Annotated in this window: 13 protein-coding genes; 6 read left to right on the forward strand and 7 right to left on the reverse strand. The window is 69.0% G+C overall.

Translation table 11 applies throughout. The features are described from left to right. Positions 1 to 32: 32 nt before the first annotated feature. Together GTO19_RS05935 and GTO19_RS05940 are read right to left on the reverse strand one after the other, a co-directional pair. Positions 33 to 485, reverse strand: a complete 453-nt coding sequence (locus GTO19_RS05935; protein ID WP_291019110.1) for a MarR family winged helix-turn-helix transcriptional regulator — start codon at positions 483 to 485, stop codon at positions 33 to 35. 145 nt (positions 486 to 630) lie between these two features. Next, a complete protein-coding gene (locus GTO19_RS05940; RefSeq protein ID WP_291019112.1) occupies positions 631 to 1,665 on the reverse strand; it encodes a serine/threonine protein kinase in 1,035 nt (344 codons plus the stop codon). 47 nt (positions 1,666 to 1,712) lie between these two features. Between GTO19_RS05940 and GTO19_RS05945 the strand changes: the two genes are divergently transcribed. The 3 genes from GTO19_RS05945 to GTO19_RS05955 all read left to right on the forward strand — a co-directional run bounded on the left by GTO19_RS05945 (position 1,713) and on the right by GTO19_RS05955 (position 5,057). Further along, on the forward strand, positions 1,713 to 2,597 hold the full coding sequence (locus GTO19_RS05945; RefSeq protein ID WP_291019114.1) for an SAM-dependent methyltransferase: 885 nt from the start codon (positions 1,713 to 1,715) through the stop codon (positions 2,595 to 2,597). Between the two features lie 133 nt (positions 2,598 to 2,730). Beyond that, positions 2,731 to 3,921 carry a cation:proton antiporter gene (locus GTO19_RS05950; protein WP_291019117.1) on the forward strand — a complete coding sequence of 397 codons (1,191 nt, stop codon included), beginning with the start codon at positions 2,731 to 2,733 and terminating at the stop codon, positions 3,919 to 3,921. Between the two features lie 11 nt (positions 3,922 to 3,932). Next, a complete protein-coding gene (locus GTO19_RS05955) occupies positions 3,933 to 5,057 on the forward strand; it encodes a YbdK family carboxylate-amine ligase (RefSeq protein WP_291019119.1) in 1,125 nt (374 codons plus the stop codon). 3 nt (positions 5,058 to 5,060) lie between these two features. Here GTO19_RS05955 and GTO19_RS05960 read toward each other — a convergent pair whose 3' ends face one another. Then, positions 5,061 to 5,861, reverse strand: a complete 801-nt coding sequence (locus GTO19_RS05960) for a hypothetical protein (protein WP_291019122.1) — start codon at positions 5,859 to 5,861, stop codon at positions 5,061 to 5,063. A 289-nt stretch (positions 5,862 to 6,150) separates the two neighbouring features. Between GTO19_RS05960 and GTO19_RS05965 the strand changes: the two genes are divergently transcribed. Further along, on the forward strand, positions 6,151 to 6,408 hold the full coding sequence (locus tag GTO19_RS05965; RefSeq protein WP_291019124.1) for a hypothetical protein: 258 nt from the start codon (positions 6,151 to 6,153) through the stop codon (positions 6,406 to 6,408). 15 nt (positions 6,409 to 6,423) lie between these two features. Here the strand turns inward: GTO19_RS05965 and GTO19_RS05970 are convergent, their stop codons facing one another. Next, positions 6,424 to 7,245, reverse strand: a complete 822-nt coding sequence (locus GTO19_RS05970) for an ABC transporter permease (RefSeq protein WP_291019125.1) — start codon at positions 7,243 to 7,245, stop codon at positions 6,424 to 6,426. 105 nt (positions 7,246 to 7,350) lie between these two features. Continuing rightward, the gene (locus GTO19_RS05975) at positions 7,351 to 8,295 is read right to left on the reverse strand and encodes an ATP-binding cassette domain-containing protein (protein ID WP_291019127.1); all 945 of its coding nucleotides are present in this window, start codon (positions 8,293 to 8,295) and stop codon (positions 7,351 to 7,353) included. Between the two features lie 51 nt (positions 8,296 to 8,346). Here GTO19_RS05975 and asd point away from each other — a divergent pair, with 51 nt between their 5' ends. After that, positions 8,347 to 9,198 (forward strand): archaetidylserine decarboxylase, encoded by an 852-nt coding sequence (gene asd / locus GTO19_RS05980; RefSeq protein WP_291019129.1) that lies wholly within the window; start codon positions 8,347 to 8,349, stop codon positions 9,196 to 9,198. Positions 9,199 to 9,226: 28 nt separating this feature from the next. Further along, complete coding sequence (purT, locus tag GTO19_RS05985) at positions 9,227 to 10,429, forward strand: formate-dependent phosphoribosylglycinamide formyltransferase (RefSeq protein ID WP_291019131.1); 1,203 nt, start codon at positions 9,227 to 9,229, stop codon at positions 10,427 to 10,429. A gap of 33 nt (positions 10,430 to 10,462) precedes the next feature. Here the strand turns inward: purT and GTO19_RS05990 are convergent, their stop codons facing one another. Next, entirely contained in the window at positions 10,463 to 12,082 is a 1,620-nt protein-coding gene (locus tag GTO19_RS05990; protein ID WP_291019133.1) for a tannase/feruloyl esterase family alpha/beta hydrolase, read from the reverse strand. 226 nt (positions 12,083 to 12,308) lie between these two features. Next, entirely contained in the window at positions 12,309 to 13,292 is a 984-nt protein-coding gene (locus GTO19_RS05995; RefSeq protein WP_291019135.1) for a tripartite tricarboxylate transporter substrate binding protein, read from the reverse strand. Between the last annotated feature and the right edge of the window lie 37 nt (positions 13,293 to 13,329).

The following is a 13,329-nucleotide window of genomic DNA, read 5'->3' on the forward strand; positions in this document are numbered from 1 at the left end:
TGGTGACAGCGGTGGTGGGAACGGAAAACGGGTCAGGCGCTGAGGCGGTCGCGCAACTGGCGCACGTCGCGCGTGAGGGCGATGGCCTCCTGCACGGTGCATTGCGTGGCCTGCAGCACGCACGACGGGATTCGGGCCGCCCGGGTCTTGAGTCGGCGGCCGGCGGCCGTCAGGCGAACCAGCACGCGCCGCTCGTCCTGCACGTCGCGCAGGCGCGCCACGAAGCCGATGGCCTCCAGGCGCTTGAGCAGTGGCGTGAGCGTGCCGGAATCGAGGTGCAGGCGTTCGCCCAGGGCCGAGACGGTCAGGCCGTCTTCTTCCCACAGCGCGAGCATGGCAAGGTACTGCGGGTAGGTCAGGCCCAGCTCGTCGAGCCAGGGCTTGTACAGCTTGGTCATGGCCAGCGAAGCAGAGTACAGCGCGAAACACAGTTGGTTGTCGAGCTTGAGCAGGTCGCTGGAGGAAGGGGTGGGCGTCGATGCCATGGCGGGAAGTGTGAGGCGAAATTAAATTGTGTGCAATTGAATTGATCAAAAGACAACTGTCGGAGCAGGGCCTTTCGGTCGCCGTTGCGCGCGGCGCGGCGGAGCTTAGAGGGGTGCGCTGGCGCTAACCCCGGAGGGTTTGCGTTCAGGCGACCAGGGGAGGCTGCTGCATGGCCTCGATCTGTTCGCGCAGCAGATCGACCTGGCCGCGCCAGTGGTCGCGCCCGCCGAACCAGGGAAAGTTGATCGGAAAGGCCGGGTCGTCCCAGCGGCGCGCGATCCAGGCGTTGTAGTGCACCAGGCGCAGCGTGCGCAAAGGCTCGATGAGGGCGAGCTCGCGCCGGTCGAAGGGACGGAACTGCTCGTAGCCGTCGAGCAGGGCGGACAGTTGCAGGGTCTGCTGGCGGCGCTCGCCCGACAGCAGCATCCACAGGTCTTGTACGGCCGGGCCCATGCGGGCGTCGTCCAGGTCCACGAAGTGCGGGCCCGCCCCGGGCAGGCCCTCGGGCGTCCACAGGACGTTGCCGGGGTGGCAGTCGCCATGCAGGCGCAGGCGGGCGATGCCATCGGGGTCGCCGGGGCCACCGGCGCGCAGCACCGGGTGGGCCTCGATCAGCGCCAGGGCCTCGTCGAGCGTCTCGCACCATTCCCGCCGCACCTCGGGAGCGATCACCTCGTGTTCCAGCAGCCAGTCGCGCGGCTCGCGCGCGAAGCTGGCGGCATCGAGCGCAGGCCGGTGCACGAAGGGACGCGCCGCGCCCACGGTGTGCAGCCTTGCGAGGAAGCGGCCGATCCATTCGAGCACCTCGACGTCGTCGAGCTCGGGCCGGCGCCCGCCGCGCCGCGGCCAGGCGCCCCAGGCGAAGCCGGCGTGGTGGTGCAGGGTGGCGCCGGCCACGGCCAAAGGCGCCACCGCCGGCACCTCGGCCGCGGCCAGCTCGGCCGCGAAGGCGTGTTCCTCGGCGATCTGCGCGTCGCTCCAGCGACCGGGCCGGTAGAACTTGAGCACGATCAGCTCGTGGCCGTCCACCGGGCGCTCCAGGTGCGCCTGGTAGACGCGGTTCTCGAAGCTGTTGAGCGTGGTCAGGCGGCCGTCGCCGCGCAGGCCGATGGTGTCGAGCGCGTCGAGCACGGCGTCGGGGGTCAGGGCGTCGAAGGGGTGCGGGGTGGGCATGGTCATGCGCGATTGTCCGGTGCCCGCGCGCGACCCTCACCTATCATCGCCGCATGCCCTCCGCTTCCCGATCCGCCCCGGGGTCCAGGCCCGCCCAGGACCTTCACGCCCAACTGCCCGAGCTGCGCGCGGACCAGTCGATCGAACTGCTCAAGGAGTTGCACATCCTGACCCGCGAAGGGCGCCTGAACCAGGACACGCGGCGCAAGCTCAAGCAGGTCTATCACCTGGTGCAGTTCATCGAACCGCTGCTGGCTCAGGTGCTCGCCGATTCGGGCGACGTGGTGCTGGCCGACCACGGCGCGGGCAAGTCCTACCTGGGCTTCATCCTCTACGACCTGGTGCTCAAGCCGCGCGGGCAGGGCAGCGTGATCGGCGTGGAGGCGCGCGCCGAACTCGTGGACCGCTCGCAGGCGCTCGCTCGGCGCCTGGGTTTCGAGCGCATGCGCTTCCTGGCCGCCACGGTGCAGGAGGCCATGCAACACGCCGACCTGCCCGAGCGCATCGACGTGGTGACCGCGCTGCACGCCTGCGACACGGCCACCGACGATGCCATCGATTTCGCGCTGGCGCGCGGGGCGCGGCATGTGGTGCTGGTGCCCTGTTGCCAGGCCGAGGTGGCCGGTGTGATGCGCCGGCACAAGGCCTTCGCGCTCAAGCAGACGCCGCTGGCCGAGCTGTGGCGGCACCCCTTGCACACGCGCGAGTTCGGCAGCCAGATCACCAACGTGCTGCGCTGTCTGCGCCTGGAAGCGAGCGGCTACGACGTGACCGTTACCGAACTCGTCGGATGGGAGCATTCGATGAAAAACGAGCTCATCCTGGCCCGTAGAATGCCCGACGATCGCCACGGCCAGCGCGAACGCGCCCGCCAGCGACTGCTGCAGGTGCTTGATCAGTTCGGCCTGCAAGCGATGCAGACCCGCTTCGCGGCCTGAAGGCCGCGATCCGCGGCGGCCCCACAGGCCGCCACTCCGATGAACCGATGGCCCCCACCCGGGGTCACGACGCCCGACGACAGCCGGCCCCGCCGGCCACCGATCCGACGGCGTCAGCGAGGAGAGTCCTTTCGTGATTCCAACCGACATCGCCTTTCTGTTGCAGGCCATCGCCTGGCCGCTCGTGCTGCTGCTGGCCTGGTTCCTGGCCGAGGGCCTTCATGAGCGCTGGCATCTGCCGCGTGTGACGAGCTACGTGGCCGTGGGCCTGCTGGCCAGCCTGATCAATCTGCCCGGGCTCACGCCCGACATCGCCGGCCTGCCCTTCCTGGCCAACGTGGCGCTGGCGCTGGTTCTGTTCGAGCTGGGCTACCGCATCAACCTGCGCTGGTTCCGCCACAACTACTGGGTGCTGCTGCTGGGCGTGATCGAGTCCCTGGTGACCTTCGGCGTGGTGTACTGGGCCACCGGCTGGTTCACGCTGCCCACCGACCAGCGGCTGATGATCGCGGCGGTGTCCATGGCGGCCTCTCCCGCGGGCGTGCTGCGCGTGGCGCACGAACTGCGAAGCTCTGGCCAGGCCACCGAGCGCGTGCTGCACCTGAGCGCCATCAACTGCTTCATGGCGGTGCTCACGCTCAAGCTCGTGGTGGGTTACTGGACGCTGTCGACCTCGGGCGACTTCGCGCTCGCGGCCTTCGGCAGCATCCACGTGGTGGGCACGTCGATTGCCGTGGGGGCGATTCTGGGTGTCGCGGTGCCGTGGCTGCTGCGTCTGCGTGTATCGCATGAGGACGGCGTGACGGTGGTGTTCGCGCTGGCCGTCATCCTGCTGACGACCGCCGCCTATGGCCTGAAGCTGTCTCCCCTGCTGGCGGCGCTGACGTTCGGCATCGTCGCGCGCGAGAGGCGCGTGCACCTCACCAGCGCGCAACGCGATTTCGGCACAGCGGGCGACCTGCTGTCGGTGTTCCTGTTCGTGTACATCGCTTCGCTGCTCACCTGGACCGACGTGCCGACCACCTTCCTGATGGGCATCGTCCTCATCCTCATCCGCACCGCCAGCAAGGTGGTCTGCAATGTGGCGGCGGCGCGCCTGTCGGGCATCTCCGAGCGCAAGGGTCTGCTCACGGGTCTGGCGCTCACGCCCATGTCGGCCTTCGCCATCCTGCTCATCGAGGAAACCCGGCTCTACGGCTTCGAGCCCGCGGTGCAGGTGCTCGCCGCCATGGCCGGGATGATGCTGCTGCAGGAATTGCTGGGCCCCGTCGTCACGCAGCGCGCCCTGATGGCCGCGCACGAGACCCACGTGACCAAGGAATAAGGAGCTGGCGCATGCCATTGGAAACTTTCAAGGCCTCGGACTCGCTGACCATGGGCGTGGAGCTGGAGCTGCAGCTCGTGAACAGCTACGACCACGACCTCTCCAGCAGCGCCAACGACTTGCTCGAGCTGTTGGCGCGCAAGCCGTTCCCGGGCGTCGTCACGCCCGAGATGACGCAGAGCATGATCGAAATCGCCACCGGCATCCACACCGAACACGGCCCGTTGCTGCAGCAACTGCAGCAGATCCGTGACACCCTGGTGGCCGCGGGCGACCGGCTCAACATCGAACTCGCGGGGGGCGGTACCCACCCCTTCCAGCGCTGGTTCGAGCAGCGCATCTTCTCCAAGCCGCGCTTTCACCAGCTCTCGGGCCTGTACGGCTACCTGGCCAAGCAGTTCACCGTGTTCGGCCAGCACGTGCACATCGGCTGCGCCTCGCCCGATGAGGCGCTGTTCCTGCTGCACTCGCTCAACCGCTACGTGCCGCACTTCATCGCGCTGTCGGCCTCGTCTCCGTTTTCACAGGGTGTGGACACGCTGTTCGACTCGGCGCGTTTGAATTCCGTGTTTGCCTTCCCCTTGAGCGGGCGCGCGCCCTTCATGCTCAAGTGGGACGAGTTCGCCAACGTGTACTTCACCAAGATGGAGAGCACGGGTGTGGTCAAGTCCATGAAGGACTTCTACTGGGACATCCGTCCCAAGCCCGAGTACGGAACGATCGAACTGCGTGTGTGCGACACGCCGCTCACGGTGGAGCGCGCGGCCGCGCTGGCCTGCTACCTGCAGGCCCTGTGCCGCCACCTGCTGGAGCGCAGCGAGCCGCCGCCGGAGGAAGACGATTACCTCGTCTACACGTACAACCGCTTCCAGGCCTGCCGCTTCGGCCTGGACGGCATGATGGTCAACCCCAAGACGCGCGAGCAGATCAGCATCCGCGAGGACGTGCTGGCCACGCTGCGCGAGCTCACGCCGCACGCGCTGGCGCTCAACAGCCTGGGCGCGCTCGACGAGATCGAGCGCACGGCCGCCCACGTGGGCAACCACGCCAGCTTCCTGCGCAACCGCTACAAGGAAAGCGGCAGCGTGGAGGCGGTGGTGCGCGCCAGCGTGGAGGCGCTGCGGCACGGGCCGTGAGGATCAGCGGTTGGCGTCCATCAGCAGGGCCACGCTGGCGTCGCGGTCCATGCCGAAGGCGATGAGCTTGCGCAGCACGCCGTCGTACTGGGCAACGCCTTCGATGGTGACGCCGTCGGGCAGAAGGCATCCGGCACCCGTGAAGTCGAGCCGGGTCGCGAAGATGGCCGTGCTGCCTTGGGGCTGTAGTCGGCCGCTGCCCGTGCAGTGCTCGAAACCGGGCGTGACGCTGGCCAATGCAACGGTGCCATCCGAAGCGACGCTCACTTCGAAGCTGTCCTTGTAACCATCGGCGTAGAGATCGGCCTCGTAGGTCGTGGCCACGCCGGACAAAGGCACAACGACGTCATAGCTTGGGTCGTATTGCAGTTCACCGGTGTAGTTGTTCGGTGTCAGCGTAAGGTTCATGCTGGCCATGGGCGTGAAGCCGCCATTCAAGCCGATCGCGCGCTTCTGCGCTGGCACCGCGCCGACGGCACTGAGTTGGCTGCTGATCGCCTGCCCCTGGAAGGCCAGCATCGGACCCCGCGCCACCTCCAGCACGAGGGAGCCGGATGTGCTGTCGATCAGCAAGCCCCAGCTGTCACCTTGCGCCGGGACGACGAAGACGGCGCTGAACGTGTCGCTGTACTCCCAGCCCCAGATGCCTTCGTTTGTGAGGCGGGTTGCGGATGCCGCGGCGGGTGGTGGGTTCTCGGAAACCCCCACTTCGCTGCCCCCACCGCCACCGCCACCGCCACAGGCGCTCAATGCCACCGCCATCCACACACTGGTGGTGCGCGACCACTTCACCCATACGCTCATTTCCGCTCCTTGATTTGCATCCGCCCATTGCGGGCGGCGCGAATCATGGGTGCAGGGAAAGTGACATACGGGGCGGGGGTAGCTTGACCGGCCAGGGAGCGCTACCGACCGCTCGCGCAAATGGGCGTGACTTTCGTCACAAGCGCAAAGGTGGAGGATTCCCGACACCTGTCGGGGAATTTCCTACACACCGGATGGCAGGGCGCCGACTTAACGCCCCCGGAGGGCATCGATACAGTTTGTTTCCATCGACACACCCTCCGTCTCACCCGAATCCCGAAAGCCCGCCATGAACTCCTTCGCCAACCGCACCAACCCCTTCGTGATGATGCTGGACCCGGAAGCCGTCATCAACGCCATGGAGAGCAGCCAGCCGCTGCGCAGCCTGCGGGGCCGCGTCTGCCGCCCGCTGGACAAGCCGCTGATCCCCACGCTGTTCAACACCACCATCCGCGAGTTCGACGCCGCGATCGATGAAGAGGAATTCATGGACAGCGGCATCGAGGCCTACGCCGAGGCGCAGCCCGGCCTGAGCGCGGTGCACTGAGTTGGCGGCGGCCCCTCAGCGCGCGAAACGCTTGCGCGTCAGGGCCAGGGCCAGCCAGAAGGCGCCCACCGCATACACCACCAGCACCGCCAGGTGCAGCGCCGCGTCGCTGGGCCATTGGTCCAGGAACAGCGGTCGAACCAGTTGCACGGCGTGGGTCAGCGGCAGCAGATCGGAGAACAGCAGCACCGGCGCGGGCAGCTGTTCGCGGGGGAAGAAGACGCCCGATAGGAACATCATCGGCGTGATCACCAGAGTGAAGTAGTAGCTGAAGAAGTCGTAGCCCTTGGCCAGGGCGTTGAACACCAGCGCGACGCACGAGAAGGTGATGCCCACGAGCCCCAGCACCGGCCAGGCGACCAGCAGCTTGGGCGAGTGCGTGATGCCCAGACCGAGCATCACCAGCAGGATCACCGTCACCGTGAACAGCGACTTGAAGCCGGCCCACAGCATCTCGGCCAGCACCACGTCGTCCAGCCGCACGGGGGCGTTCATGATGCCGTCCCAGGTCTTCTGCACGTGCATGCGCGAGAAGGCCGAGTACAGCGCTTCGAAAGTGGCCGCGTTCATCGCGCTCATGCAGATGCTGCCGCTGGCCAGGAACAGGATGTAGGGCACCGCCACCGATCCGCCACCGGCCGTGCCCATGTTCACCGTGCCCACCAGCGCGCCCAGGCCGTAACCGAAGGCCACCAGCCAGATGAGGGGTTCGGCGATGTTGGCCACCACGCTGGGCAGGGCCAGCTTGCGCCACACCAGGAGGTTGCGCAGGAACACCGGCCACCAGCGCCAGGACAGGCGCGGCGGGGACCAGGGGTTGATCGTGAGTGTTGACATGGGTGCTTACCAATGGGTTTCNNTCGCCGCCGGGCCGCCCCAAGGCGAAACGCGCCCCCTCGGGGGGCAGCGACCCGCGCAGCGGTGGAGCGTGGGGGCACATGCTTAACCGTCTTCCCTGATTTGCCGGCCGGTGAGTTTCAGGAACAGATCTTCGAGGTTCGCGGGCCGGTGCAATGTGCGCAATTGGTGGTGTTCACCCAGTGCGGCCAGCAGGGGCTGCGCCTGGGCGGTGTAGAAGAACACGGTCTCGCCGCTCACTTCCACGCGCGCGGCCAGGGCGCGCAGCGGGGCGTGCTCGTCGCGCTGCGCGAGATCCAGCGCGCCCGGGCCGTACACCTCCACCACGTCGGGCTCCAGGTGCTCGGCGATCAGCGCGCGCGGGCGGCCTTCGGCGATCTTGCGGCCGTGGTCCAGCACCAGCAGGCGCGAGCACAGGCGCTCGGCCTCGTCCATGAAGTGCGTGGTGAGCAGGATGCTCTTGCCCTGCTGCAGCAGCACCTGCAGGCGCTCCCACATCAGGTGGCGGGCCTGCGGGTCCAGGCCGGTGGTGGGTTCGTCGAGCATGAGCAGGCGCGGGTCGTTCACCAGCGCGCGCGCCAGGCTCAGGCGGCGCTTCATGCCGCCGGACAGTTCGCCGGGCCGCGCCGTGGCCTTGTGCGTGAGCGCGGCGAACTCCAGCAGCCTGGGGATGCGCGGGCGGATGACCGCGTCCTTCAGGCCGAAGTAGCGGCCATAGACCAGCAGGTTCTCGGCGCAGTTGAAGTCCGGGTCCAGCGTGTCCATCTGGGCCACGACGCCCAGTTGCGCCTTGATGGCCATGGCGTCGCGCGGCATGTCCATGCCGAAGGCGTGGATGTGCCCCGCGTCGGGCGCGGTGAGCCCCAGACACATGCGGATGGTGGTGGTCTTGCCGGCGCCGTTGGGACCGATCACGCCGAGGCATTCGCCGGGGTGGATGGCGAAGTCCACGCCGTTGACCACCGTGTTCTCGCCGTAGCGTTTGATGAGCCCGGCGGCTTCGAACAGGGGGGAGTTCATGCGAGCCATTGTGCCCATCTGGAAAACCCCCACGGGTTCCACTTTTACAATCCGCCACCCATGTCGCTGGCCGTCCAATTCCAATACTTCCTGCCCAAGCTGACGCTCACGCGCCTGGCGGGGGCTTTCGCCCGCGCACGCGCCGGGGCCGTCACCCAGTGGGCCATCCGCCGTTTCATCGCGCGCTACCAGGTGAACATGGCCGAGGCCGCGAACCCCGATCCGCGGGCCTACGACACGTTCAATGACTTCTTCACGCGCGCCCTCAAGCCCGGCGTGCGCCCGCTGGCCGATGCGGCCTTCGTCTGCCCCGTGGACGGCGCGATCAGCCAGCTCGGCCGCATCGAGGGCGACCGCATCTTCCAGGCCAAGGGCCACGACTTCGACACGCGCACCCTGCTGGGCGGCGACGCCGCGCTCGCGCAGGCCTTCCAGGGCGGCAGCTTCGCCACCGTCTACCTCAGTCCGCGCGACTACCACCGCATCCACATGCCCGCGGCGGCCACGCTGCGCCGCATGCTGCACGTGCCGGGCGATCTGTTCTCGGTGAACCCGGCCACGGCCGCGGGCGTGCCGGGACTGTTCGCGCGCAACGAGCGCGTGGTGTGCGTGTTCGACATGCCGGTGGGCGATCGCACCGTGCCCTTCGCCCTGGTGCTGGTGGGCGCGACCATCGTGGGCAGCATGGCCACGGTGTGGCACGGCGTGGTGAACCCGCCGCGCCCCGGCACCGTGCGCGAGTGGCGCTACGACGACGCCCCCGTGCACCTGGACAAGGGCGCCGAGATGGGCCGCTTCCTGCTGGGCTCCACCGTCGTGCTGCTGTGGCCGCCGGACACCATCGCCTTCAACCCCGACTGGGCCGCCGCGCGCGCCGTGCGCCTGGGCGAGGCCATGGGCGCGGCGCGCTGAATCCCTTCCTTCATCAGGACATCACGACATGACCACGCTTGGCACACCGCTGTCGCCCTCGGCCACCAAAGTCATGCTGCTGGGCAGCGGCGAACTCGGCAAGGAGGTGCTGATCGCCTTGCAGCGCCTGGGTGTGGAGACCATCGCGGTGGACCGCTACGAGAACGCGCCGGGCCAGCAGGTGGCGCACCGCGCGCACACCATCGCCATGAGCGACCCGGCCCAGCTCAAGGCGCTGATCGAGCGCGAGCGCCCGCACCTGGTGGTGCCGGAGATCGAGGCCATCGCCACGCCCATGCTGCAGGAGCTCGAGGCCGCGGGCGTGGTGCGCGTGATCCCCACCGCGCGCGCCGCCCGGCTCACCATGGACCGCGAAGGCATCCGCCGCCTCGCCGCGGAAACCCTGAAGCTGCCAACCAGCCCCTACCAGTTCTGCGACTCGTTGCAGGAACTGCAGGCTGCCATCGACAGCGGCATCGGCTACCCCTGCATCGTCAAGCCGGTGATAAGCAGCAGCGGCAAGGGGCAGAGCAAGATCGACGGCCCCGACGACGTGAAGAAAGCCTGGGACTACGCGATGGCCGGTGGCCGCGTGAGCCACGGCCGCATCATCGTCGAGGGCTTCATCCGCTTCGACTACGAGATCACCCTGCTCACCGTGCGCGCGCTGGGCGCCAACGGCGAGGCCGAGACGCACTTCTGCGACCCCATCGGCCACGTGCAGGTGGCGGGCGACTACGTGGAGAGCTGGCAGCCGCACCCCATGAGCGCCGCCGCGCTGCAAAAGAGCCGCGAGATCGCCAAGGCCATCACCGACAACCTGGGCGGCCAGGGTCTGTTCGGCGTGGAGCTGTTCGTGGCCGGCGACCAGGTGTGGTTCAGCGAGGTGAGCCCGCGTCCACACGACACCGGCATGGTCACCATGGCCACGCAGTGGCAGAACGAGTTCGAGCTGCACGCGCGCGCCATCCTGGGCCTGCCGGTGGACACCACGCTCCGGAGCCCGGGCGCCAGCGCCGTGATCTACGGCGGCGTGCAGGCCCAGGGCATCGCCTTCGACGGCGTGGACGAAGCCCTGCGCGTTCCGGGCACCGAACTGCGCCTGTTCGGCAAGCCCGAGAGCTTCGAGAAGCGCCGCATGGGTGTGGCCCTGGCGCGCCACACGGACGTGGAGCGGGCGCGCGAGAACGCCAAGCTCGCGGCCTCGAAGGTCAGGCCGCGGCGGGCCTGACGCTCGCGACGCGCCCGCCGGGCGCATCCCCGCTCATTGGCAGCGGTAGCTGCTGGCGCTGTTGGTGTCGCCCGCGCCGCTGTACACGGCCTGTTTGGGGTAGCTGCACAGGGGCCGCGTGCGCTGCACCGCACCGCCCGACACGCGCGAGGCAACGAAGTCGTCGGGCGCCTGTCCCTGCTCGACCCAGCGGTCCATCGCGGCCAGCAGGTCGCGGCTGGGGTCCAGCGGAATCAGCGTGCCGTCCGCGCGCAGCGTGCCGGCGCCGGCACCACCCGAGCAGTGGCCCATGCCCGGCACCAGCATGAGGCGGTAGAACGTGTCGGTGGCGGCCTGCGAGCCTTGCAAGGTGCGCACGCGCTCGTAGTAGCCGATGCTGTCGTGGGCGCTGACGACGGGGTCGTTCCAGCCGTGGTAGACCAGCAGCTTGCCGCCCGCGGCCTTGAAGCGCGAGAGGTCGGCGTTGGTCTGGTCCACCAGCGGCGAGATCTTGGCGTTGGCGTAGGCCACGTCGCGGTCGAAGTCGAAGGTCCACCAGTTCCACTGTGGGTCGTCGAACACCCAGTAGCGCCAGAAGTCGGCGCGCGTGGGTTCGGTGCCACCCATGTAGCTGCCCCAGCCCGATTCGCTGCCCACCGGCCAGCCCGGGTAGAGCTGCGCGTTGGTGCGCGGGTTGCGCGGGCCCTGGTAGATCTTCTTCGCCGCGTTGAGCTGGTCGGCCGTGAGGCAGGTGGGTGCGTCGGCGCCCGCGCACAGCAGGCCATCGGGGTCGAACTGCGCCGTGGTGCACTGGCGCGGGTCGTCGATCACGCCGTCGCTCACGCCGTCGAGCGCGTCGCAGGCCGCCACGGCCTGGCTGGTGAGCAGCTGCAGCTTGGTGTTGTTGAGGTAGGTGACGTTGTTGACGCTGTCGGGCCGGTTGGAGCGGAAGCGCCACATGAACTCGATGTTGAGCGCCGTGCGGTTGTTGCCCGGGGCGCCGGCGATGATGCCGTCGAAGTCGTCCGGGTAGCGCTGCGCTTCGGCGAAGCCCTGGTGGCCGCCGGTGGAGCAGCCGAGGTAGTAGGCGCGCTGCGCGGGCTTCGCGCGCAAGCCGTCCAGCAGGGCCTTGCCGGCCACGGTGATGCTGTTGATCGAGCGGCTGCCCCAGTCCTCGATCTTCTCGGGGTTGTTCACGCCCCAGAGCATGTCTTCCGTCTGGTGCCCGGTGTCGCCGCCGATGGTGGCGTAGCCCTGGCGCAGGGCGTAGGCCATGTCGCCGTAGCTCAGCGAGGGGCTGTAGCCTCCGTTGCCCGTGGTGACGAGCTTGCCGTTCCAGGCCTCGCCCTCGGGCACCCAGAGTTCGAAGTTGATGTTCGATCGGCTGGTGGGGTGCGCGCTGGCCGTGATCAGGCAGAAGGCCGGCAGGTTGGCCTGGCCGCGGTGCGTGCCGGCCGCGATGGGCGCGACCGTCTTCAGCACGGCCCCGGGGACCTGCAGGTCGGCGAAGGCCTCGGGTGTGCAGGCGCGCGCCAGGCGCTCGGGTGGCGCTGGTGGTGGTGCGGCGGGGCCTTCGCCCGTGCCGCCGTCGCCGCCGCCGCCGCAGGCCGCGAGCAGGGTGAGCAGTGCAAGGCCGCCCCAGGCGGGCCGTCGCGAAATGGATGTGGTGGTCATGTCTGTCTCCTCTTGTCGTGGTGGGATGGGGCAGGGCGGCTTCTTCGGCGCCTCTGCGTGGGGGCCGTCCGGCTGGGTGGCCGGGCGCAGCGCCGTGCCGCATGGGCGGGGCACGGCCGCGCAGGCGCGACGACGCCTCCCCGGGGCGGTGTCACGCGCCCCGGCGTCGTGCCTGGTGCTGGGGAAGTGGGGAAGGGGCTGAGCCGGCGCGGGCCGGCTCAGGGGCTCACTCGGCCTGGATGCCCGCAGCCTTGATGATGTCGCCCCACTTGCGGGTCTCCGCGGCCTGGAAGCGCGCCAGCCCGTCGGGCGTGCTGGTGAAGGCCTCCGAGCCGCTGGCCTCGAAGAAGCCCTTGGCGGCCGGGCTGGCCGTGGCGCGGACCAGCAGCTCGTTCAGGCGCTGCACCACGGCGGCGGGCGTGCCCGCGGGTGCATAGGCCGCGAACCAGTAGCCCATCTCGTAGCCGGGCACGCCGGCCTCGGCGATGGTGGGCACGCCCGGCAGCATTGGCGAGGGCTTGCTGGCCGTCACGCCGAGCGCGCGCAGCTTGCCGCCCTGGATCTGCGGCACGCCCGTGGACATGTCGGCGAACATCATGTCGATCTGGCCGCCGAGCAGATCGGTGATGGCGTTGGGGTTGCTCTTGTAGGGCACGTGCAGGATCTGCACCTTGGCCATCTGCTGGAACAGCTCGCCAGCGATGCGGCTCGATGAACTGCCGCTGCCGAAGTTGAGCTTGCCCGGTGACTTTCGTGCCTCGGCGATCACGTCGCCCACGGTCTTGAATGGTGAGCCGGTGGTGACCACCATCACCTGCCCGCCCTTGCCCAGCGCGGTGATGGGCGCGAAGTCCTTCAGTGGGTCGTAGCTGAGCTTCTTGTAGAGGTGCTCGTTGGCCGCGTGCGTGGTGTTGGTGGTGATCAGCACCGTGTAGCCATCGGCGGGGGCCTTGGCAGCGGCCGATGCGGCGATCGCGCCGCTGGCGCCGGCCTTGTTCTCGATCACCACGGGCTGGCCGGTCTCGCTGCTGACCGATTGGCCCAGCGCGCGCGCGAGCTGGTCGGTGGCGCTGCCCGCCGCGAAGGGCACGACGAAGGTGATGGGGCGCGTGGGGTAGGCCGGCGCCTGGGCCCAGGCGGGGGCCGCGCCCAGCAGGGCCGTGAGGGCGCAAGCCAGCAGGCCGTGGCGGCGCGTGAAAGGGGTGTTCATGTGTCTGTCTCCTGGGTCGGTGGGTGAAAAACCCGGG

This window comes from Hydrogenophaga sp., from assembly GCF_011772445.1.
GTDB lineage: Bacteria > Pseudomonadota > Gammaproteobacteria > Burkholderiales > Burkholderiaceae_C > Hydrogenophaga.

Bases quoted from the DNA above. Each gene is read 5' to 3' on its own strand.
- GTO19_RS05935 (WP_291019110.1), bottom strand. From the start codon at position 485: ATGGCATCGACGCCCACCCCTTCCTCCAGCGACCTGCTCAAGCTCGAC.
- GTO19_RS05940 (WP_291019112.1), bottom strand. From the start codon at position 1,665: ATGACCATGCCCACCCCGCACCCCTTCGACGCCCTGACCCCCGACGCC.
- GTO19_RS05945 (WP_291019114.1), top strand. From the start codon at position 1,713: ATGCCCTCCGCTTCCCGATCCGCCCCGGGGTCCAGGCCCGCCCAGGAC.
- GTO19_RS05955 (WP_291019119.1), top strand. From the start codon at position 3,933: ATGCCATTGGAAACTTTCAAGGCCTCGGACTCGCTGACCATGGGCGTG.
- GTO19_RS05960 (WP_291019122.1), bottom strand. From the start codon at position 5,861: ATGAGCGTATGGGTGAAGTGGTCGCGCACCACCAGTGTGTGGATGGCG.
- GTO19_RS05965 (WP_291019124.1), top strand. From the start codon at position 6,151: ATGAACTCCTTCGCCAACCGCACCAACCCCTTCGTGATGATGCTGGAC.
- GTO19_RS05970 (WP_291019125.1), bottom strand. From the start codon at position 7,245: ATGTCAACACTCACGATCAACCCCTGGTCCCCGCCGCGCCTGTCCTGG.
- GTO19_RS05975 (WP_291019127.1), bottom strand. From the start codon at position 8,295: ATGGCTCGCATGAACTCCCCCCTGTTCGAAGCCGCCGGGCTCATCAAA.
- asd (WP_291019129.1), top strand. From the start codon at position 8,347: ATGTCGCTGGCCGTCCAATTCCAATACTTCCTGCCCAAGCTGACGCTC.
- purT (WP_291019131.1), top strand. From the start codon at position 9,227: ATGACCACGCTTGGCACACCGCTGTCGCCCTCGGCCACCAAAGTCATG.
- GTO19_RS05990 (WP_291019133.1), bottom strand. From the start codon at position 12,082: ATGACCACCACATCCATTTCGCGACGGCCCGCCTGGGGCGGCCTTGCA.
- GTO19_RS05995 (WP_291019135.1), bottom strand. From the start codon at position 13,292: ATGAACACCCCTTTCACGCGCCGCCACGGCCTGCTGGCTTGCGCCCTC.